18 protein-coding genes are annotated in these 20,428 nt (G+C 63.9%); 6 read left to right on the top strand and 12 right to left on the bottom strand.

Going from position 1 to position 20,428, the window contains the following annotated elements:
* Positions 1–531, bottom strand: a complete 531-nt coding sequence (locus HU750_RS15280; protein ID WP_186680966.1) for a sigma-70 family RNA polymerase sigma factor — start codon at positions 529–531, stop codon at positions 1–3.
* A gap of 334 nt (positions 532–865) precedes the next feature.
* Here HU750_RS15280 and mqo point away from each other — a divergent pair, with 334 nt between their 5' ends.
* Entirely contained in the window at positions 866–2,503 is a 1,638-nt protein-coding gene (gene mqo / locus HU750_RS15275) for a malate dehydrogenase (quinone) (protein WP_027594638.1), read from the top strand.
* A gap of 165 nt (positions 2,504–2,668) precedes the next feature.
* On the opposite strand, the gene HU750_RS15270 is transcribed toward mqo, so the two are convergent.
* Positions 2,669–3,004 carry an ArsR/SmtB family transcription factor gene (locus HU750_RS15270; protein WP_027594635.1) on the bottom strand — a complete coding sequence of 112 codons (336 nt, stop codon included), beginning with the start codon at positions 3,002–3,004 and terminating at the stop codon, positions 2,669–2,671.
* A gap of 49 nt (positions 3,005–3,053) precedes the next feature.
* On the opposite strand from HU750_RS15270, the gene xenA reads away from it, so the two are divergent.
* Positions 3,054–4,145, top strand: coding sequence for a xenobiotic reductase XenA (gene xenA / locus HU750_RS15265; RefSeq protein WP_085272428.1), 1,092 nt, complete (start codon positions 3,054–3,056; stop codon positions 4,143–4,145).
* Positions 4,146–4,275: 130 nt separating this feature from the next.
* On the opposite strand, the gene HU750_RS15260 is transcribed toward xenA, so the two are convergent.
* The 5 genes from HU750_RS15260 to HU750_RS15240 form a co-directional block, all read right to left on the bottom strand.
* Entirely contained in the window at positions 4,276–5,532 is a 1,257-nt protein-coding gene (locus tag HU750_RS15260) for an NAD(P)/FAD-dependent oxidoreductase (protein ID WP_186680964.1), read from the bottom strand.
* 3 nt (positions 5,533–5,535) lie between these two features.
* A complete protein-coding gene (locus HU750_RS15255) occupies positions 5,536–7,113 on the bottom strand; it encodes an aldehyde dehydrogenase (NADP(+)) (RefSeq protein WP_186680961.1) in 1,578 nt (525 codons plus the stop codon).
* 172 nt (positions 7,114–7,285) lie between these two features.
* Positions 7,286–8,233: a dihydrodipicolinate synthase family protein gene (locus HU750_RS15250; protein WP_027594631.1), complete on the bottom strand. Its 948-nt coding sequence runs from the start codon at positions 8,231–8,233 to the stop codon at positions 7,286–7,288.
* A 56-nt stretch (positions 8,234–8,289) separates the two neighbouring features.
* On the bottom strand, positions 8,290–9,216 hold the full coding sequence (locus HU750_RS15245) for a 4-hydroxyproline epimerase (RefSeq protein WP_186680958.1): 927 nt from the start codon (positions 9,214–9,216) through the stop codon (positions 8,290–8,292).
* Positions 9,217–9,244: 28 nt separating this feature from the next.
* The gene (locus tag HU750_RS15240; RefSeq protein ID WP_027594629.1) at positions 9,245–10,861 is read right to left on the bottom strand and encodes an APC family permease; all 1,617 of its coding nucleotides are present in this window, start codon (positions 10,859–10,861) and stop codon (positions 9,245–9,247) included.
* Positions 10,862–11,220: 359 nt separating this feature from the next.
* Here HU750_RS15240 and HU750_RS15235 point away from each other — a divergent pair, with 359 nt between their 5' ends.
* Positions 11,221–12,003, top strand: a complete 783-nt coding sequence (locus tag HU750_RS15235) for an AraC family transcriptional regulator (RefSeq protein WP_186680956.1) — start codon at positions 11,221–11,223, stop codon at positions 12,001–12,003.
* Here the strand turns inward: HU750_RS15235 and HU750_RS15230 are convergent.
* A complete protein-coding gene (locus HU750_RS15230; protein ID WP_186680954.1) occupies positions 11,991–12,878 on the bottom strand; it encodes a LysR family transcriptional regulator in 888 nt (295 codons plus the stop codon). The genes HU750_RS15235 and HU750_RS15230 overlap by 13 nt on opposite strands.
* Positions 12,879–13,019: 141 nt before the next feature.
* Between HU750_RS15230 and moaB the strand changes: the two genes are divergently transcribed.
* Positions 13,020–13,559 carry a molybdenum cofactor biosynthesis protein B gene (gene moaB / locus HU750_RS15225; RefSeq protein WP_027594626.1) on the top strand — a complete coding sequence of 180 codons (540 nt, stop codon included), beginning with the start codon at positions 13,020–13,022 and terminating at the stop codon, positions 13,557–13,559.
* Positions 13,560–13,599: 40 nt separating this feature from the next.
* Here moaB and HU750_RS15220 read toward each other — a convergent pair whose 3' ends face one another.
* The gene (locus HU750_RS15220; RefSeq protein ID WP_186680951.1) at positions 13,600–14,499 is read right to left on the bottom strand and encodes a bestrophin family protein; all 900 of its coding nucleotides are present in this window, start codon (positions 14,497–14,499) and stop codon (positions 13,600–13,602) included.
* Positions 14,500–14,519: 20 nt separating this feature from the next.
* Positions 14,520–15,524, bottom strand: a complete 1,005-nt coding sequence (gene moaA / locus HU750_RS15215; protein ID WP_186680949.1) for a GTP 3',8-cyclase MoaA — start codon at positions 15,522–15,524, stop codon at positions 14,520–14,522.
* Positions 15,525–15,882: 358 nt separating this feature from the next.
* Between moaA and HU750_RS15210 the strand changes: the two genes are divergently transcribed.
* On the top strand, positions 15,883–18,213 hold the full coding sequence (locus tag HU750_RS15210; RefSeq protein ID WP_186680946.1) for an FdhF/YdeP family oxidoreductase: 2,331 nt from the start codon (positions 15,883–15,885) through the stop codon (positions 18,211–18,213).
* Positions 18,214–18,252: 39 nt separating this feature from the next.
* Here HU750_RS15210 and HU750_RS15205 read toward each other — a convergent pair whose 3' ends face one another.
* On the bottom strand, positions 18,253–18,714 hold the full coding sequence (locus HU750_RS15205) for an Lrp/AsnC family transcriptional regulator (protein WP_027594622.1): 462 nt from the start codon (positions 18,712–18,714) through the stop codon (positions 18,253–18,255).
* A gap of 128 nt (positions 18,715–18,842) precedes the next feature.
* Between HU750_RS15205 and HU750_RS15200 the strand changes: the two genes are divergently transcribed.
* Positions 18,843–20,027 carry a trans-sulfuration enzyme family protein gene (locus HU750_RS15200; RefSeq protein WP_186680944.1) on the top strand — a complete coding sequence of 395 codons (1,185 nt, stop codon included), beginning with the start codon at positions 18,843–18,845 and terminating at the stop codon, positions 20,025–20,027.
* A gap of 61 nt (positions 20,028–20,088) precedes the next feature.
* Here HU750_RS15200 and HU750_RS15195 read toward each other — a convergent pair whose 3' ends face one another.
* A complete protein-coding gene (locus HU750_RS15195) occupies positions 20,089–20,325 on the bottom strand; it encodes an HP1242/YdcH family protein (protein ID WP_186680942.1) in 237 nt (78 codons plus the stop codon).
* Between the last annotated feature and the right edge of the window lie 103 nt (positions 20,326–20,428).

Here is a 20,428-nt window from a genome sequence, read left to right as displayed (position 1 = left end):
TCATTCCACCAGCACGCCGTCGAGTTCGGCTTCAAGGATGGCGCAATGCAAGAATGCCTGCGCCAGGTACTTCTTGATCATGCGTTCGCTGACGCCAATGTGCGCGGCGATATCCCGGTAGGCCAAGCCATCGATTTGTGCCAGCAGAAACGCCTGGCGCACCTTGCCGGGCAAGCGCAACAGCATCGCGTCCACCTCGTGCAGGGTTTCGACGATGATCGCTCGCTGCTCGGGGGAGGGCTGCACGGCTTCGGGCTGCAACGCCAGCTGTTGCAGCCAGGCATGCTCCAGCCGCTGGCGCCGCCAGTGGTCCACGCACAGGCCACGGGCGATGGTGGCCAGGTAGGAGCGTTCAGCGCGCTCCCCATCGAATTGGCGCGGGCGGTTGAGGATGCGCAGGAACGTGTCCTGAACCAGGTCGGCAGCATCGCAACGGCTGCCCAGGCGCCGGTACAAAAAGCCAAGCAACCAGCGCGAATGGCTGTGGTACAGGGTATGGATCGAGGTGTTCAACTCAGGTATCGAAACCACGGCGGCATCCGGCGCGAGCGCGTACTGGTGCGAATGAGAAATGGTCGCAATAGTAGGGGTGGCGGAAGAATACTGCAATCGCTGTCGAATATTCCCGCGTGGCTGGGACAACCTGTCGCCTTGACGCGCAGCCCCTCAATTTGTTTGTGCTGGCAATTCAGATACAATCGGAAAAACGTTTCAGCGATGGCGGGTCAATTCGACCATTGGCTGGGCGTTCACTGTTTCTCTTGGCTGCTGACTCCAATGATCAATAACAAGCGCGCGCTGAAGGACAGAACGACACGAGGCCCCGCCTAGGCCTCCCTTACGTGCTAACCATTGGGATTGATCAATGTTCAAGAAAGCTGGCAAGACCTTGCTGGGTCTGGCTGTCGCGGCGAGCGTCATGCAAGCGCACGCGGTAGAAACCAAGAAAGTCGACGTGCTGCTGGTCGGCGGCGGCATCATGAGTTCCACCCTGGCGGTCTGGCTGCACGAGCTGGAGCCGAGCTGGTCGATGGAAATGGTCGAACGCCTGGACGGCGTCGCCGAAGAAAGCTCCAACGGCTGGAACAACGCCGGTACCGGCCACTCCGCGCTGGCCGAGCTGAACTACACCCCGGAAGACAAAGACGGCAACGTCAACATCACCAAGGCCATCGAAATCAACGAAGCCTTCCAGATCTCCCGCCAGTTCTGGTCGTGGCAGGTGCGTCAGGGCGTGCTGAAGAACCCGCATTCGTTCATCAACAGCACCCCGCACATGAGCTTCGTCTGGGGCGATGACAACATCAAGTTCCTCAAGAAGCGTTATGACGCGCTGCAGGCCAGCCCGCTGTTCCGCCCGATGCAGTATTCCGAGGACCACGCGCAGATCGCCAAGTGGGTCCCGCTGATGATGGAAGGCCGCGACCCTAACCAGAAGCTGGCCGTGACCTGGACGCCGATTGGCACCGACGTCAACTTCGGCGAGATCACCCGCCAGTTCGTTGGCCACCTGAAGACCCAGGACAAGTTTGACCTGAAGCTGTCCAGCGAAGTGCAGGACATCACCCGCAACAAGGACGGCTCCTGGCACGTCGAGTACAAGAACCTGAAGGACGGTACCGAATCGGCCACCGACGCCAAGTTCCTGTTCATCGGTGCCGGCGGCGGCGCGCTGAAGCTGCTGCAGAAGTCGGGCATCCCTGAGGCCAAGGAATACGCCGGCTTCCCGGTGGGCGGCTCGTTCCTGGTGACCGAGAACCCAACCGTTGCCATGCAGCACATGGCCAAGGCCTACGGCATCGCCTCGACCGGCGCGCCACCCATGTCGGTACCGCACCTGGACACCCGCGTGCTGGACGGCAAGCGCGTGATCCTGTTCGGGCCATTCGCGACCTTCTCGACCAAGTTCCTGAAGAACGGCTCGTACCTCGACCTGCTGGGCAGCACCACGCTGCACAACGTGTGGCCGATGACCAAGGTCGGTATCGAACAGTACCCGCTGGTGGAGTACCTCGCGGGCCAGCTGATGCTGTCTGACGACGACCGCTTCGAAGCCCTGCGCACCTACTTCCCGAACGCCAAGAAAGAAGACTGGCGCCTGTGGCAGGCCGGCCAACGCGTGCAGATCATCAAACGTGATGCCGAGAAAGGCGGCGTGCTGAAGCTGGGCACCGAAGTCGTGGCCTCCGAGGACCGCACCATTGCTGGCCTGCTGGGTGCCTCGCCAGGTGCTTCCACTGCTGCGCCGATCATGCTGAACGTGCTCGAAACCGTGTTCAAAGAGAAGGTGGCGACGCCTGAGTGGCAAGCCAAGATCAAAGAGATCGTGCCGAGCTACGGTACCAAGCTGAATGATTCGGCAGCCGCCACGCAGAAAGAGTGGAACTACACCGCTGAAGTGCTGCAGTTGGAGAAGCCGCCAGTGATCGATGCCAGCGTCGATTTCGGTGCTGCGCCAGGCAAAGCGGTTGAAAGCAAGCCTGAGAACGACATGGCGCTGTAAGCGACACTGTTGTGAACGAAAGCCACGGGGGTGACCTCGTGGCTTTTTTATTGCCTGTACCGGCCTCTTCGCGGGCAAGCCCGCTGCTACAGGTACAGCACTGCCTTTGAGGTCAGTGAGGGCCGTGTGGGAGCGGGCTTGCCCGCGAAGAGGCCCGCGCAGGAATCACTGCTGCCGCAGAATGCACGCCAGTAACCCAGGGAACCGTTCGTCGAGCATTTCGCTGCGCAACGAGTTCATGTGGGTCGTGCCGACATTACGCGTATGCACCAACCCCGCATCGCGCAACACGCGAAAATGGTGCGACATGCTCGACTTCGGCCGGCCGCCGTCCAGCTCGCCGCAGCTGGCCTCCGCCACGCCCGCCAAGTGGCGCACGATCTCCATGCGCACGGGGTCGCTCAAGGCGTAAAGCAGGCGCTCGAGGATCAGGTCTTCAGGGTTGGGATGTTTGTAGGCTCGCATGGTCGACATGATAACGGGCCTTTCAATTATTGCCATAGTTCGATTATGATCGAACTATCGTATTCAGATGAACCCGGAGTCCCTCATGTCCGCATTGTTCGAACCCTATACCCTCAAAGACGTCACCCTGCGCAACCGCATCGCCATTCCGCCCATGTGCCAGTACATGGCCGAGGACGGCATGGTCAATGATTGGCACCACGTCCACCTGGCCGGCTTGGCCCGGGGTGGTGCCGGCCTGGTGGTGGTCGAAGCCACTGCAGTCGCGCCGGAAGGGCGCATTACCCCCGGCTGCGCCGGCATTTGGAGCGACGCCCATGCCCAGGCGTTCGTGCCGATGGTGCAGGCGATCAAAGCAGCAGGCTCAGTGCCGGGCATCCAGATTGCCCATGCCGGGCGCAAGGCCAGCGCCAACCGCCCGTGGGAAGGTGACGACCACATCGCCGCCGACGACGCCCGCGGCTGGCAAACCATCGCCCCGTCGGCCATTGCCTTCGGCGCTCACTTGCCGAAAGTACCGCGCGAAATGACCTTGGACGACATTGCCCGGGTCAAGCAGGACTTCGTCGATGCCGCGCGCCGTGCGCGCGAGGCGGGCTTTGAGTGGATCGAGCTGCACTTTGCCCACGGTTACCTGGGCCAAAGCTTCTTCTCCGAGCATTCCAACCAGCGTACCGACGCCTACGGTGGCAGCTTCGAGAACCGGAGCCGCTTCTTGCTGGAAACCCTGGCAGCCGTACGTGAGGTGTGGCCGGAGAACCTGCCGCTGACCGCCCGCTTTGGTGTGCTGGAATATGACGGTCGCGATGAGCAGACCTTGGACGAGTCCATCGAGTTGGCCCGCATGTTCAAAGCCGGTGGCCTGGACCTGCTGAGTGTCAGCGTCGGCTTCACCATCCCTGAGACGAACATCCCGTGGGGCCCGGCATTCATGGGGCCGATTGCCGAGCGCGTACGCCGCGAGGCCGGCCTGCCGGTGACGTCGGCGTGGGGCTTTGGTACGCCGCAGCTGGCTGAAGGCGCGCTGAAAGCCAATCAGCTCGACCTGGTGTCGGTAGGGCGTGCGCACCTGGCGGACCCGCACTGGGCGTACTTCGCGGCCAAGGAGTTGGGGGTGGATAAAGCGTCGTGGACCTTGCCGGCGCCTTATGCGCACTGGCTTGAGCGTTATCGCTGAGTTGCTGATTATTCAGTAGCCTGGGCCGGCCTCTTCGCGGGGCAAGCCCGCTCCCACAGGTAACCGCCAACCTCAAGGCCAGCGGAGTACCTGTGGGAGCGGGCTTGCCCCGCGAAGAGGCCGCCCCTGATCAAAACCGATCCAACCGATAGGCCTCCATCTGCGGCCCTCTTTCCTGTTCGGCCAGCCGCCCCACCCATTCGGCCGTCACCGCCGCCTGGGTCAACCCCAGGTGCTGATGCCCGAACGCAAGCATCACCCGTCCCTCGCACACCTGGTCGATCACCGGCAATGAATCCGGCAATGACGGCCTGAAGCCCATCCACGGCGTCGCCCCTTCGGCATCGAGATCTTGCTGGAACAAGCCCTTGCTCAGCCGATGCAACTGCCATGCCCGCTGCATGCTTGGCGGCGCATCGAGCCCGGCGAATTCCACCGTGCCGGCCAGCCGCAACCCGTCGGCCATCGGCGTCATGATGAACTTGCGCTCCAGCGAGGTGACGGCAAAGGGCAGCCGTTGATGTTCACCCGGCAACATCAGGTGGTAGCCACGCTCTGTGTCCAGCGGCACCCGCTTGCCGGTCAGGGCAGCAGTGAGTTTGGCCGATTGCGCGCCGCAACTGATCAGCACCTGACGTGCAGTGAACGTGCCTTGGTCGCTGGCCAGGCTGACGCCGCTGCCGTGCAGGTGCCCACCGTCGACGTGCGCCCGGACGAAGCGAACCCCACTGGCCTTGGCCGCTTCGAACAGCTCACAGACCACGCGGTATGGGTCGATGAAATGCCCGGTACGGGGGAAAAACAGCCCGCCCAGGATCGAGCGGCTCAGCTGAGGCGCCGTTGCCCGCACGCTGTCGGCCGACCAGTACTCTGCCGGCACCGCCTGCTGCTGCATGCGCGCCTGCAAGGCCGCCAGTGCCTGGCGCGACTCGTTGCGTTCGAACACCAGCAACGACCCCTCTTCCTTGAACAGGTCGCTGCGCCCAATCGAGCCGAGCAACCGCTGCCAGGCCGCCAGGCTGCCTTCGTTCAGCGCACGGATGCCAGCCACGCTGCGCTGAAACGGCGCGGGCCGCAGGTTGAGCAGCAAGCGGGTGAACCAGGGCATGGCCTTGGGCAGGTACTTCCAGTCCAGGCGCAGCGGGCCCATCGGGTCCATCAGCATGCTGGGCAGGCGCTTGAGAATCGACAAGTCGGCAATCGGGAACACCTGCTCGGTGGCCAGGTGCCCGGCGTTGCCGAATGAGGCGCCGTGGCCAGGTGGCTGGCGGTCGATCAGCAGCACCCGACGGCCTTGCCTTGCCAGCTGCAGGGCACAGGCGACGCCGACGATGCCGGCGCCGACCACGGCGATATCAGTTTCAGCAGCGTTGAGCGGCTCGACCATGGTTCAGCCTTCCCGCTTGCCGTCGAGCAACCGGCGCAGTTGCAGCGGGTTGCCGTGGCGCAAGGCCTCTGGCAGCAGCCCGTCTGGGAAGTCCTGGTAGCACACCGGGCGCAGGAAGCGCAGGATCGCCGCCGTGCCCACCGACGTGGTGCGGGCATCGGAGGTAGCCGGGAATGGCCCGCCATGGACCATCGCATCGCACACCTCGACCCCGGTCGGCCACCCGTTGACCAGGATGCGCCCGGCCTTGCGTTCCAAGGTCGGCAACAGCGCGCGGGCACTGTCGATGTCGGCCTCATCCAGTTGTAGCGTCGCGGTCAGTTGGCCTTCCAGGTGCTCGGCCACCTGGCGCACCTGCGCGTCGCTGTCGCACGCCACCACCAGTGAGGCAGCGCCGAAGACCTCGGCTTGCAGCGCCGGGTCGGTCAGAAACGCGCTGGCCTGGGTCACGAACAACTGGGCTTGGCACTGGTTAGGGCCTTGCGCCGGTTGACCGCTGGCGGCCACGTGGGCGTTGCTGTTCTCGGCCAATGCGCCAACGCCCGTTTCATAAGCGCTGAAAATACCGGGGGTGAGCATGGTTTGTGCGGCTGCACGTTGCACCTGCTCGCTGGCGGCGTCGACGAAGCGTTGCAGCGCCGGCCCTTGGCGGGCGATCACCAGGCCAGGGTTGGTGCAGAACTGCCCGGCGCCTTGGGTCAGCGAAGCGACGAACCCTTGCGCCAGTGCTTCGCCGCGACGCTGCAGGGCGGCGTCAAACAGGAACACCGGGTTGATCGAACTCATCTCGGCGTACACCGGGATAGGCTCTGGGCGGGCCTGCGCGGCGTGGCACAGGGCGATGCCCCCGCTGCGCGAGCCGGTAAAACCGACGGCCTTGATGCGCGGGTCGCTGACCAGGGCGATGCCCACTTCACGGCCCGCGCCGTACAACAGCGAGAACACGCCTTCAGGCAGGCCACAGTGCTTCACGGCGTGCGCCACTGCCTGGCCCACCAGCTCGCTGGTGCCAGGGTGGGCGCCGTGGGCCTTGACCACCACCGGGCAACCCGCGGCCAGTGCCGAAGCCGTGTCGCCGCCGGCCACCGAGAAGGCCAGGGGGAAGTTGCTGGCGCCAAACACCGCTACCGGCCCCAGGGCCACCTGGCGCTGGCGCAGGTCGGGGCGCGGCAGGGGCTGGCGCTCGGGCAGGGCATTGTCGACCCGCACGTCCAGCCATTCGCCGGCACGTACCACGCGGGCGAACGTGCGCAGTTGCGTGCAGGTGCGGCCGCGTTCGCCTTGGATGCGTGCCTTGGGCAGGCCCGTCTCGGCGACGGCGCGGTCGATCAGTGCATCGCCCAGGGCCTCGATCTGTTCGGCGATGGTTTCAAGAAAGTGTGCCCGTTGTTCGAGCGAGGTCTCGCGGTATTCATCGAACGCCGCCCAGGCCAGTGCGCAGGCCTGGGCCACGTGTTCGCCGGTGCCGCCGAGGTAGGCGGGTTCGAGCGCTTGGCCGGTGGCCGGGTCGATGGCGCGGATGGCGTCGCGGCTGCCGGTTACCGGCGTTTGGCCAATCAGCAGGTTGCCTGTCAGGGGCATAGAGCCTCCTTTGGAGTCGGATTCAGGTGCAAGGGTGTAGCGCATACCCTGTGGGAGATCCCCCAGCGGCATTGTGGGAGCGGGCTTGTCCCGCGAAGGGGCCGCGGTGCATGGCACCAGCTTTGCCGGTGTTCGCGGGGCAAGCCCGCTCCCACGGTTACGCCCACAGTGATCAGGCGACGTTTTGCTCGGCCGACCAGTTGGCGTACCACTGGCGGAACAGCGCGTATTGCTGTTCGGCGTAGTTGCGCTGGGCATCGGTCAGGGCGTCGGTCTCGTTGAAGTGCAGGCTGTACTCGCGGTCGCCGTTGAGCACCATCAGGTGCTTGTAATACAGCACCAGGTCGCAGCCTTCATCGAACGACGACAACACCGCCAGCGCCGCTTCCAGTTCGCGGGCCAGGCGCCGGGCCTTGGCATCACCTTTGGCAGCCTGCTTGCTCAGGCTCACCAGTTGCAGCACTTCACGGGGCAGTGCGTTGCCGATGCCGGTGATGGCACCGGTGGCATTGCAGTTGACGAAGCCATGCACCACTTGGGTGTCGACGCCGACCATCAGGGTCACGTCATCGTCCTTGGAGGTGATGTGCTCGGCGGCGTAGCGCAGGTCGGCGCCACCGCCAAATTCCTTGAAGCCGATCAGGTTCGGGTATTCGCGGCGCAGTTCGAAGAACAGGTCGGCGCGGGTGGCAAAGCCGTAGTAGGGGCTGTTGTAGATGACTGCCGGCAGTTTCGGCGCGGCGGCCAGGATGGCCGAGAAGTGGTGCTTCTGGGCGATCAACGAAGCGCCGCGGGACAGTACACGCGGGATCACCATCAGGCCGGCCGCACCAACTTCGGCGGCATGGGCCGCGTGGGAAACCGCTTCACGGGTATTCACCGCGCCGGTACCGACGATGGTCGGGATGCCGGCAGCCACCAGGCGCGCCACGCCTTCCTGGCGCTCGGCCTCGGTCAACAGCGGCCAGTCGCCCATCGAGCCGCAGTACACCACGGCGCTCATGCCGGCTTCGATCAGCTCGCGGCCTTTGCGTACCAGGGCATCGAAGTCCGGTTTGCGCGCGGCGGTGCAGGGGGTCATCAGGGCAGGCATGCAGCCGGTGAAGATGTTGTCGCTCATGGGTGTCACTCCTTGCAGTATTCAGTCTGGGTTGCGAATAAAAAGGCCTAGGCAGGTCAGATGCCCCAGGCGAAAGGATCCTGTTCGTCGATCAGCAGGGTGCTGTCGGCAGTCATGTAGGCGCGGCCGGTGATGAACGGGCGAATGCGCTCGCCCTCGCGCTGGTAGCGGCCCTGGAACTGGCTGCCGGTGATGCTCGCCTGGACCCAGGTCTGGCCTTCATCGAGCTTGCCGTCGGCGGCCAGGCAGGCCAGCTTGGCGCTGGTGCCCGTGCCGCAAGGGGAGCGGTCGTAGGCCTTGCCGGGGCACATGACGAAGTTGCGGCTGTCGGCGTCGGGGTCGTCGGCAAACAACTCGACATGGTCGATCGGCTCGCCGTTTTCGCCGGTGATGCCCTGGGCCTCCAGGGCCTTGAGCATCGCCCAGGTGTAGTCGGTGAGCGCTTCGACGTTGTCCAGCTCGATGCGCTGGCCATGCTCGGACACCAGGAAGAACCAGTTGCCGCCCCAGGCGATATCGCCGTGCACCACGCCATGGCCCGGTACCTCGACCGTCACCTGTTGGCGATAGCGGTAGGCAGGCACGTTGCCTACGGTGACCGCGCCGTCTTCATGCAAGGTGGCGCTCACCTGGCCGACCGGCGTGTCGACCTTGTGCACGCCTGGCGCGATCAGCCCCAGGTGCTGCAGCGAGGCGATCAGGCCGATGGTGCCGTGGCCGCACATGTTCAGGTAGCCGGCGTTGTTGAAGAAGATCACCCCACACGTGGCGTCTTCCGAGACCGGTGGGCAATACAGCGCACCGACCAGCACATCGTTGCCGCGAGGCTCCAGCAGGCAGGCGCGGCGCCAGGGGTCGTGCAGTTCGCGCAGTTCGTCGCGCTGTTCGGCCATGGTGCGGCCATTGAGCGGTGGGAAGCCTTTCATCACCAGGCGGGTCGGTTCGCCGCCGGTATGCGAGTCGATGACGTGAATGTGTTTCATGGGCAGGTCCCTTGAATGGTGGCCGAGGTCAGGAGGCGACAGCGGCAGGGCGGTGGCCCAGGTGTGTGTCGGCGGTGGCTTCGCTCTCGTCTTCGCCATCCAGGCGCACCAGGTGCGCCGGCACGCCGGTCGCGGCGCCCCAGTAGTAGATGCCCAGGGCACAGGCGGCCACGACCACGGTGTCGAATGGGTGGCCGATCACGCCCAGGCCGCCGAAGCTGCCCAGCCAGGACAGCAGAATGGTCACGGCGTAGAAACCGATCAGCCAGGCCGACGAACGCACTTGCTGGCCGATGGACAGGTGCTGGGTTGGCACGAAGCGGGCGCACAGCAGGTAAAGCACGAACATCACGATTTGCAGGGCCAACAGCCACGACACGGTGTTCCAGCCAGACCAGTAGACGATCAGCGCGGCGATGATGAACGACAGCGGGCCGAGCACGCTCATGCCCTTGACGCGGAACGGGCGCGGCATGTCGGGTGCGTTGCGGCGCAGCGCGGCGACGGTGACCGGGGCCACGGCATAGCTCAGTACCAGTGCCGCCGAGACCACGTTGATCAGCGCTTCCCAGGACGGGAACGGCAGGGTCCAGAACACCGACAGGGCAAAGGTCAGCCACAGCGCCGGGCGGGGGATGCCGGACTGCTCGTCGATGCGGGTGAAGACTTTGAAGAAGGTCCCGGTCTGCGCCCAGCCATAGATCACCCGCGGGGTGGCGTTCATGTAGATGTTGCCGCAACCGCTTGGCGAGATGACCGCGTCGGCCACCACCAGGTAGGCCAGCCAGCCCACGCCCAAGGCCAGGGCGATGTCGCGGTAAGGCAGGGCGAGTTCCTTGGTCACACCGGCCCAGCCGTTGGCCAGCATTTCGGTTGGCACGCTGCCGAGGAAGGCCAGTTGCAGCAGGGCGTAGATCGCGGTGGACAACAGCACCGACAGGATCAGCGCGATGGGAATGGTGCGCTGCGGGTTCTTCACTTCACTGGCTACCGAAATGATCGGTGTCAGCCCCAGGTAGGCGAAGATGATGCCACCCGCCGAGACGGCCATTTCCACACCGGACAGGCCGAATGGCGCAAAGCCCTGTACCTCGAAGTTTGCCGGTTTGAAGAAGGTGAACAGCACGCCGATCACCAGCAACGGCACGATGAACTTGAATACGCTGACCAGGTTGTTGGCTTTGGCGAAGGTCTTGACGCTGCGGTAGTTGAGCAGAAAGAACAGCCCCAGCAGCGCGAACTGCACCAGCCAGCCGAGCACGCTCGGGTCACTGGACCCGGCCTTGGTCAGTTCGGGGAACCAGGCCGCGGCGTATTGCCGTGACGCGACCACTTCGATGGCGATCAGGCTGGAAAACGCGATCAGCGTGATGAAGCCCATCAGGTAGCCAAGCAGCGGGCCGTGGGAGTACACCGGGTAGCGCACTACGCCACCGGCGCGGGGCAGGGCGGCGCCGAGCTCGCAGTAGACGATACCCAGCAACAGCACGGCGAAACCGCCGAGGAACCAGGACAAAATACCGGCGGGGCCAGCGATGGCCGAGACGTGGCTGGCGGCGAACAGCCAGCCAGAGCCGAAGATGGCGCCTAGGCCGATGAAGGTGAGGTCGAGCAATGAGAGCTGTTTTTTGAATTTGCCTGACATGGGTACGCCTTTTTGTAGGTTTTGGATAGGCAGGTCTGATGTCACGAGGTGCGGCTTTTTGGGCCGCGCTCTTGTAGGTATTGGGCGGCTTGTGTGGGGCATAGAGTGGACCGATCTGGGCATCGGTTCTTGATGGTTTTCTGCAGGGTGGATGACGAAATCGGCACAGTTGCAGAAAAGTAGTGGCGGGGTGGTGGGCTCGTGGATAGGCTGAAAGCCATACCGCATAAGGGCTTGGGAGATGCAGTGCCAGTGCCGGCCTCTTCGCAGCACAAGGCTGCTCCTACAAGGCAGTGCGGTTCCTGTAGGAGCAGCCTTGTGCTGCGAAGAGGCCAGTAAAGCCATTAGAGATCAACCCGATGAGCGCCCCTTCCCTGGCAACCCTGTACCAGTCCTTGGACCAGCACCGCCCCGCCACCCTGGAGGCCCTGCTCGCCGGGGTCTCCCTGCTGCTGCCGATCCTCGACGCGATCCCCAACGCCGCGATCTTCATCAAGGACGCCGACGCCCGCTACGTGCTGGCCAACAACACCCTGGTCCAGCGCTGCGGCCTCAAGCGTTTGCAGCCCTTGCTGGGCAAGACCAGCGCCGAGGTCTTCCCGGCACAACTGGGCCCCGGCTACACCGAGCAGGACCGTCGCGTACTCAAGGATGGCCTGGTGTTGCAAGACCAGCTCGAACTGCACCTGTACGGCAGCCGCGAACCGGGTTGGTGCCTGACCCACAAGCGGCCTTTACTCAACCCCGACGGCGCAATCATCGGCCTGGTGGGCATCTCGGTCGACCTGCAGTCAGCCGCCGACACCCACCCCGCTTACCAGCGCCTGGCAGCCGTGGATGAGCACATTCGTCGGCATTTTCATCAACCCATCAGCATGGGCGAACTGACCCGCATCGCGGGTATTTCCGTGGCGCAGCTGGAGCGCTATTGCAAGCGGGTGTTCCACCTCACGCCACGGCAGATGATCCACAAGGCGCGGCTGGAGCATGCCCATCGCTTGCTGCACAGCGACTTGCCAATCACCGAGGTGGCGATGCAGTGCGGCTACACCGACCACAGCGCCTTCAGCCGCCAGTTCAAGCAACTGACCGGCTTCACCCCGCGCCAGTACCGCCAGGCGACGGCCGCTCAGGAAGGTTGAAACAGCGCGCGCGCCTCGTCAAAGCACTGCTCGGCAATCGCCGAACGCGGCTCGCTGCGGCGCAGCAGCAGGCCCACCGGGCTGTGGATGCTGGCGTCGACGATAGGCAGGATGCGCATGTGCTCGCTCAAGTCTTCCAGCCCGCAATCCAGTGGCATGATCGCGCAGCACACGCCGGTGCTGATGGCTTGGATCAGCTGGAAGCTCGAGTCGCTTTCCAGCACGGCGTTGGGTTCCAAGCTGCGACTGCGGAAGCTCAGGTCCAGCGATTGACGGTAGTGCATGCCTTTGCTCAGCAAGCCCAGTGGAATCTCGCCGAGGTCTTCCCAACGCAGGGTGTCGGCCTGGAACTGGAAGTGGCGGGTATCGTGCAGCAGGCCCATGGTGGTGGTGCCCAGCTCGATCACTTCGAAGAAGCTGGCATTGACTTGGTCCAGGTAGCAGATGCCCAGGTCGAGCTGGTTGCGGCTCAGGCTATCCATGATCTGCTCGGTGCTGTGCGAGCTGATCTGGAAGTGCAGCTCGGGGTATTTTTCGCGCAGCGGCAGCAGCAATTGCATCGGGTTGAAGCTGGCCAGCGGCACGGTGCCCAGGCGCAGGCTGCCGACCACCTGGCCGCGGCAACTGGCGGCTTCGGCTTGCAGGCCGTCGTGGGCCGCCAGCAGCGTGCGGGCCCAGGCCAGAATGCGTTCGCCGGCTTCGGTGAACCCTTCGAAGCGCTGGCCGCGTTTGACCAGCACCAGGTCCAGTTCGTCTTCCAGGTTGCGCAGGCGCATCGACAGCGTCGGCTGGGTGATGTGGCACAGCGCTGCGGCCTGGCCAAAATGGCGAGTCTGGTCGAGCGCGATGAGGAACTTGAGTTGCTTGATGTCCATGGGAGTGCCTGGCGTCTGGTTATGCTGACCTTAACCAAGTCAGCGATAGATGTCATTGATCACCCGGTACGCCATATCGATTGGACGCCCCCCGGCCGTGCCTCTAGCGTGGTGACAATGCCCTTTCAGGAGTAGCCCACCGTGAGCGTCAAACCCGATGCGGTCTTCGTACCGCTCAACATCGCCGTACTGACCGTCAGTGACACCCGCACCTACGACACCGACACCTCCGGTGAGCTGCTGGCCAGCCGCTCGGTGGAAATCGGCCATCGCCTGGTGGCGCGAGCGCTGCTCAAGGACGACCTGTACAAGATCCGCGCCCAGGTCGCCACCTGGATCGCCGACGAGCAGGTGCAAGTGGTGCTGATCACCGGCGGTACCGGCTTCACTGGGCGTGACAGTACGCCTGAAGCCGTTGAATGCCTGTTGGACAAACGTATCGATGGCTTCGGTGAGCTGTTCCGGGCGTTGTCCATTCTCGATATCGGCACATCGACCATTCAGAGCCGGGCATTGGCCGGGCTCGCCAACGGTACCTTGGTGTGCTGCCTGCCAGGCTCGACCGGGGCTTGCCGCACAGCGTGGGAAGGGATCCTGGCCGAGCAACTGGATGCGCGCCACCGGCCGTGCAACTTCGTGCCGCACCTGAAGCCTGTGGAGGCTTGCGCAAGCCGCGGTTAATGCCCTGCCCGCGAAGCGGCCAGCACAGGCAGTAAAAGAATCAGCTCAACACATACCCCACCGGCTCCAATGCCGGTGGCAGCGGCTCAACCCCCAACCCCGCCAGCACATCGCGCTCCACGGTGCGCACCAGCGCATCGGTAGGCAGGTCGTTCTCATCGCGCCCAAACGGGTCTTCCAGTTCGTTGCCAATCGCATCCAGCCCAAAAAACGTATAGCCGACGATGGTGGTGAACAGCGGCGCCAACCAGCCCAGCGGTTCAGCCAGGGCGAACGGCAGCAGCAGGCAGAAGATGTAGATGGTGCGGTGCAGCAACAAGGTATAGGGGAACGGCAACGGTGTGCCTTTGATCCGCTCGCAGGTGGCCTGCACTTCGGTCAGCCCCACCAGCCGCTGTTCCAGCACGCTGTAGCGCCAATCGCTGATCTGCCCCTGTTGCGCCAGCCGTGAGCAGTGCCCGCCGGCTTCGCGCAAGATCGTGTCGCACACATTGTGCGCGCTGATCGCATTGGGGTTGGCCAGCCAAGGCCGGGCGGCCGCCAGGTCATCCTCGTTGCGCAGCCGGGCGTTGAGCGCATGGGCAAAGCCGCACAGGCTGCGCAACAGTTCGGCACGCAGTGCCGGGTCGGCGATCACCACGCTTTCGCGCACGAACGAACGGGTCTCGATGATCAGCTTGCCCCAGGCCTTGCGGCCTTCCCACCAGCGGTCGTAGCAGGCGTTGTTGCGAAAGCTCATGAAGATCGACAGCGACAGGCCCAGCAAGGTGAACGGTGTGGCGCTGACCGGGTAGAAAAATGCCGGATAGTGGCGCTCGACCAGCACGATCAGTGCGGCCAGCAGGGTGACCATCAGGCAGCGCAGGGCGATGCGTTTGACGATCGACCCCTTGAGGGTGAACAGCACGCGCAGCACATCGGGGCGGGGGTGAACGATCATGGAAATCCAGAGGTGGCTGTTCAGCCGCCGGTCATGTTCATGAAACGCAGGATCTGCACGTCACCCCCCACCTCGAAATGATGGCGGTAAGGCTTGAGGTGCAAGGAGTCGCGGATGGCGTTTTCCAGGCGCTCGGCGTTGCCCGGGTGGGCACGCAGGACCTGCTTGAGGTCCACCGAATGCTCGTTGCCCAGGCACAGCAGCAGGCGACCTTCGACGGTCAGGCGCACGCGGTTGCAGGTGGCGCAGAAGTTATGGCTGTGCGGCGAGATGAAGCCGACCCGGGTGTGCGCCGCTTCGGCCAGGCGCCAGTAGCGTGCCGGGCCTTGGGACGACTCGGTGGACTCGATCAGGGTGAACTGCTCGGCCAGCCGGTCGCGCACCTCGTCACTGGAGTAGAACGACTCACCACGCTGGTGTTCGCTGATGTTACCCAGGGGCATTTCTTCGATGAAGGTGATGTCCAGCTCGCGGTCGATGGCAAAGCGCACCAGGTCGACCAGTTCGTCATCGTTGCGGCCCTTGAGCACTACGTAGTTGAGCTTGGTCTTGCGAAAGCCTGCCTGGCGCGAGGCGTCGATGCCGGCGATCACCTGGTTGAGGTCGCCGGTGCGGGTCAGTTGCTTGAAGCGCCCAGGGTCCAGGCTGTCGAGGCTGATATTCAGGCGCGAGACGCCGGCGTCGAACAGCGGCTGGGCCAGGCGCCCGAGTTGCGAGCCGTTGCTGGTCATGCACAGTTCGCGCAGGCCGGGCAGGGCGGCGATGCGCCCGCACAGCTCGACGATGCCCTGGCGCACCAGCGGCTCGCCACCGGTCAGGCGGATTTTGCGGGTGCCCAATGCGACGAAGCGCTCAGCCACCTGGAACAGTTCTTCGAGGCTGAGGATCTGCTGGCGCGGCAGGAACTGCATGTCTTCAGCCATGCAGTACACGCAGCGGAAGTCGCAGCGGTCGGTGACCGACATCCGCAGGTAGTCGATTTTCCGGTTGAAGCCGTCGATCAGGGCCCGGCTGTTCTGTTCCACGATTGCGCTCGAATGGGATGGACTCAGCTCCAAGCTATAACCTGGCCGCACCCCCGTCAAATTGCTTTCCCCGACTGGTTGATCAATCTGCTCTATCACGGCTTCAGGCCCCGGCATGTATGGGAGATTCCCCCTGTAGGAGCAGCCTTGTGCTGCGAAGAGGCCATTGCAGCCACAGCTTCTCGGCTAGCCAAACCGGCCTCTTCGCAGCACAAGGCTGCTCCTACAGGACGCGATCTGGATTGTCAGTGCTGGCCCGTGATCGAAACGGCTTATCAGCCCGTAAGATCTTTCGATTGGACGCTTGTGCCCCACGCTCAATAGTCTGGAAAAAACACCGAGCGTGAGGATTCACCGCATGAGCCAGGACGAACATATCAGGGACTACAAAGGCGCGGCTGCCGGCTGGGGGGCGCTCAAGAGCGTGACCAAAAGCTGGCTGGGCAGCGAAAACGCCTTCAAGAACCTGCGGGCCATGCTCAAGACCAACCAGAACGGCGGCTTCGACTGCCCCGGCTGCGCCTGGGGCGAATCGCCGGAAAACGACATGGTCAAGTTCTGCGAGAACGGCGCCAAGGCGGTCAACTGGGAAGCCACCGGTCGCTCGGTAGACCCTGCATTCTTCGCCAAGTACAGCGTCAGTGCGTTGGCCGAACAGACCGATTACTGGCTCGAATTCCAAGGCCGGCTGACCCACCCGATGCGCTACGACGCGGCCACCGACCACTACGTCGAAACCTCCTGGGAAGAGGCCTTCGCCCTGGTCGCCAAACACCTGCAGGCGCTCGATTCGCCCGACCAGGCCGAGTTCTACACCTCGGGGCGGGCCAGCAACGAAGCGGCGTTTTTGTACCAGCTGTTCGTCCGCGCCTACGGCACCAACAATTTCCCCGATTGCTCGAACATGTGCCACGAGGCCAGCGGTGTGGGCATGTCGGAAACCCTTGGCGTGGGCAAGGGCACCGTGGTGTTCCATGACCTGGAACTGGCCGACGCCATCTTCGTCATCGGCCAGAACCCCGGCACCAACCACCCGCGCATGCTCGAACCGCTGCGCGAGGCGGTCAAGCGTGGGGCCCAGGTGGTGTGCTTCAACCCGCTGAAGGAGCGTGGCCTGGAGCGCTTCCAGCACCCGCAACACCCGTTCGAAATGCTCAGCAACGGCTCCGAACCGACCAACACCGCGTACTTCCGCCCGGCCCTGGGCGGCGACATGGCGGCCATGCGTGGCATCGCCAAGTATTTGCTGCAATGGGAACGCGAGGCCCAGGCCAAGGGTGAACCGGCGGTGTTCGACCATGCCTTCATCGCCGAACACACCAGCGGCGTCGACGCCTACCTGGCGGCGGTGGATGCCACCTCCTGGGCGCATATCGTCGAGCAGTCGGGCCTGACCCAGGCCGAGATCGAGTTGGCAGCGCGCATGTACCGCAAGGCCGAGCGGGTCATCATGTGCTGGGCCATGGGCGTCACCCAGCACCGCCACTCGGTGCCCACTGTGCAGGAAATCGTCAACTTGCAACTGCTGCGGGGCAACGTTGGCAAACCCGGTGCTGGCCTGTCGCCGGTGCGTGGCCACAGCAATGTGCAGGGTGACCGCACCATGGGCATCGACGAGAAGCCCAAGGCCGGGCTGCTCGATGCCCTGGAAAAACGCTTCCAGTTCCGTGTGCCCCGTGCCCACGGGCATAACGCGGTGCTGGCGATCAAGGCCATGGAAGAAGGGCAGGCCAAGGTCTTCATCGCCCTGGGCGGTAACTTCGCCCAGGCTACCCCAGACACCCCTCGAACCCACGCGGCCCTGCGCAACTGCGCATTGACCGTGCAGATTTCCACCAAGCTCAACCGTTCGCACTTGGTCACCGGCCGTGATGCGCTCATCCTGCCGTGCCTGGGGCGAACCGAGATCGACCTGCAGGCCGACGGGCCGCAGGGCGTGACCGTGGAGGACACCTTCAGCATGGTGCACATCTCCCACGGCCAATTGCGCCCGCGCTCGCCACACTTGCGTTCGGAGCCGGCCATCGTGGCCGGCATGGCCCAGGCGACCTTGGGCAAGCAGCCGATCGATTGGGAGTACGCCATTGCCGACTACAGCCGCATCCGCAGCATGATCGCCGATGTGATCCCCGGCTTTACCGACTTCAACGAGCGCTTGCAGCACCCGGGTGGCTTCCACCTGGGCAACAACGCGGCGGATCGCACGTGGCGTACCGCCACCGGCAAGGCGCGTTTCAGTGCCAGCCAGTTGCCGGAGCAACTGGTCAATGCCCAGGTGCTGGCCCGTGGCGACAAACCGGACCTGATTCTGCAGACGTTGCGTTCGCACGACCAGTACAACACCACCCTGTATGGCCTGGATGACCGCTACCGTGGGGTGTTTGGCCTGCGTGAGGTGGTGTTCGTCAATGAGGCTGACATCCGTCGCCTGGGGTTCGAGCCTGGCGAGCACGTGGACTTGGTGTCGTTGTGGGAGGACGGGCGCGAGCGGCGGGTCTCCGGGTTCCGCCTGGTGGCGTATGACGTGCCGCAGGGGCAGGCCGCGGCGTATTACCCGGAGACCAACCCGCTGGTGCCGCTGGAGAGTTATGGCGAGGGGACGTATACGCCGACCTCGAAGTTCGTCGCGATCAGGGTAGAGAAAGCCAAGGCGGGGAACCGGATCGAGGCGGTGCAGGCGGCTGAATAAAGGTTTGCCTGATCCGGCCTCTTCGCGGGCAAGCACCGGTCAGGGCCGGTGCACCGGGTAAGCGGTGGTGTACTTCATCTGCTCCATGGCAAAACTCGACGTAATGTTGGAAAGCCCGTCGGTGCGGGTGATCAGCTTTTTGTAGAACCGGTCATAGGCGGCAATGTCACCCACCACCACCCGCAGCATGTAATCCCAATCCCCCGACATGCGGTAAAACTCCATCACCTCCTCGAAACCGGTCACGGTCGCGGCAAACTGCTCCAGCCAGGCGCTGTCGTGGCGCTGGGTCTTGAGCTGGACGAACACGGTCAGGCCCAGCCCCAGGCGTGTGGGGTCGAGCAGGGCGACGCGGCCAAGGATGTAACCCTCTTCTTCCAGCCGTTTGACCCGCTTCCAGCAGGGCGTGGTGGACAGGTTTACCGCCTCGGCCAGGTCTTTGAGGGAAATGGACGCGTCGCGCTGCAGCAAGGTGAGGATGTGTTGGTCGAAATTGTCCATGTCGATTACAGGCTGGCCAGAGAATGATTTTCTCCAGATTACTGCAAAACCGGAAAAATGCGTGACCCCCGTTGCACGTCCTTGCCGCCGGCAATGGTTGTGCGATAGTTGCAGGCTTACCTCAGTCAATGGACCGGATCATGTCCGACAAGCCGCGTAATTTCGCCACCCGTACCATCCACGCCGGCGAGCAGCATAGCGTTGCCGACAACGCGATCTTCCCGCCCATTTATACCGCCAGTTCGTACATCAAGCGCAGCCTGGACGACAACCCCGAGTATGCCTACAGCCGCGTCGGCAACCCGACCCGGCATGCTTACGAGAGCTGTGTCGCGGCGCTGGAAGAAGGTGTCGGCGCGGTGGCTTGCGCCTCCGGCGTGAACGCCACGGCGACGGTGCTGGAGTTGTTGCCCAAGGATGCCCACGTGGTGGTGATGAACGGCGTATACGGCGGCACCTTCCGAATTCTGGAGGACTATCGCAGCCACACATCAGGGCTGACCACCACTTACGTCGATCTCAACGACGTGCAGGCTGTGGCCGCGGCGATTCGCCCAGAAACCCAGCTGATATGGATCGAGTCGCCGACCAACCCCTTGCTGCACCTGGTCGACATCAAGGCGGTCTGCGACCTGGCGCGCTCGCGCGGTATCCTCACCTGCATCGACAACACCTTCTGCTCGCCCTGGAACCAGCGCCCGATCACCCTGGGCGTGGACCTGGTGATGCACTCGGCAAGCAAGTACATCGGCGGCCATTCCGACCTTACTGGCGGTGTGGTGGTGGCCGCTAACGACGCGCTGCTGGCGCGGTTGCGCAAGATCAGCATGGCGGTCGGGGCGATCCAAGGGCCGTTCGACTGCTACCTGGCCCTGCGTGGCCTTAAAACCTTGGACGTTCGCATGGAGCGCCAGTGCGCCAATGCCCTGCAGGTGGCGCGTTTTCTCGAAAGCCATCCGCAGATCGAGCAGGTGTTTTACCCGGGGCTAGAAAGCCACCCCCAGCATGCGCTGTGCAAGCGCCAGATGCGTGCGGGCGGGGCCGTGGTGGCCATGAAGGTCAAGGGTGGCGACCGGGCGGCGCTCAATCGCCTGGTCGAGGCGCTGCAGATCTTCGTACTTGCCGATTCGCTGGGCGGCGTGGAGAGCATGATCAACCACTCCTGGAGCATGTCGCACAACTCCCTGAGCCCGGAGCAGAAGGGCGTGATGGGCATCAGTGAGAACTTGCTGCGGCTGTCGGTGGGGATCGAGGACTATCGGGACCTGATCGAAGATCTGGATACGGCGTTGAAGGCTTCGGCTAGCGTATAAAAGCGGCTGGCCCTATCGCCGGCTTGCTGGGGATAGGGCCGGTTGATTCAGCAGAAGCGCTTCACGATTTCGGCGGATGAATGATCCGTTCGATCTTGTCCTTGATCAGCAGCCGCTCCTTGCGCAGTCGGGTGATGGTGTCATCAGTGCTGGCGTTGCCTTCAGCGGCCAGCACTTCCTTGTCTTTGGCGTTGTACTCCTTGTGCAGTTTGTGCAGGTCATGGTCTTTGTCGATGCGCGTCTGGAAATCCTCGGCAGTGATGTTCAGGTCAGCGAGCAGATCATGCGGAACGGGCATTTCTTCACCTCTCGTGGGGGTTGGCGAACGGTCCTGACCTTTGAGGATAGTCGCCTTTGCGCAGGTGCGGGGCGGGGGGAGGCCGGCGCAGCCTTCTCGCAAC

It is taken from the genome of Pseudomonas sp. SWRI50 (assembly GCF_014269095.1).
Lineage (GTDB): Bacteria > Pseudomonadota > Gammaproteobacteria > Pseudomonadales > Pseudomonadaceae > Aquipseudomonas > Aquipseudomonas kermanshahensis.
Note: the sequence above shows the minus strand (reverse complement) of the source record. Positions and strands in the feature narration are given on the sequence as shown.

What these genes read in the sequence shown, in the direction of transcription:
- HU750_RS15220 (WP_186680951.1), bottom strand. Translation starts at nt 14,499, where the DNA reads ATGATCGTTCACCCCCGCCCCGATGTGCTGCGCGTGCTGTTCACCCTC.
- mqo (WP_027594638.1), top strand. Translation starts at nt 866, where the DNA reads ATGTTCAAGAAAGCTGGCAAGACCTTGCTGGGTCTGGCTGTCGCGGCG.
- HU750_RS15245 (WP_186680958.1), bottom strand. Translation starts at nt 9,216, where the DNA reads ATGAAACACATTCACGTCATCGACTCGCATACCGGCGGCGAACCGACC.
- HU750_RS15270 (WP_027594635.1), bottom strand. Translation starts at nt 3,004, where the DNA reads ATGGCAATAATTGAAAGGCCCGTTATCATGTCGACCATGCGAGCCTAC.
- HU750_RS15260 (WP_186680964.1), bottom strand. Translation starts at nt 5,532, where the DNA reads ATGGTCGAGCCGCTCAACGCTGCTGAAACTGATATCGCCGTGGTCGGC.
- HU750_RS15210 (WP_186680946.1), top strand. Translation starts at nt 15,883, where the DNA reads ATGAGCCAGGACGAACATATCAGGGACTACAAAGGCGCGGCTGCCGGC.
- HU750_RS15230 (WP_186680954.1), bottom strand. Translation starts at nt 12,878, where the DNA reads ATGGACATCAAGCAACTCAAGTTCCTCATCGCGCTCGACCAGACTCGC.
- HU750_RS15205 (WP_027594622.1), bottom strand. Translation starts at nt 18,714, where the DNA reads ATGGACAATTTCGACCAACACATCCTCACCTTGCTGCAGCGCGACGCG.
- HU750_RS15255 (WP_186680961.1), bottom strand. Translation starts at nt 7,113, where the DNA reads ATGCCCCTGACAGGCAACCTGCTGATTGGCCAAACGCCGGTAACCGGC.
- xenA (WP_085272428.1), top strand. Translation starts at nt 3,054, where the DNA reads ATGTCCGCATTGTTCGAACCCTATACCCTCAAAGACGTCACCCTGCGC.
- HU750_RS15250 (WP_027594631.1), bottom strand. Translation starts at nt 8,233, where the DNA reads ATGAGCGACAACATCTTCACCGGCTGCATGCCTGCCCTGATGACCCCC.
- HU750_RS15200 (WP_186680944.1), top strand. Translation starts at nt 18,843, where the DNA reads ATGGACCGGATCATGTCCGACAAGCCGCGTAATTTCGCCACCCGTACC.
- HU750_RS15240 (WP_027594629.1), bottom strand. Translation starts at nt 10,861, where the DNA reads ATGTCAGGCAAATTCAAAAAACAGCTCTCATTGCTCGACCTCACCTTC.
- HU750_RS15195 (WP_186680942.1), bottom strand. Translation starts at nt 20,325, where the DNA reads ATGCCCGTTCCGCATGATCTGCTCGCTGACCTGAACATCACTGCCGAG.
- HU750_RS15235 (WP_186680956.1), top strand. Translation starts at nt 11,221, where the DNA reads ATGAGCGCCCCTTCCCTGGCAACCCTGTACCAGTCCTTGGACCAGCAC.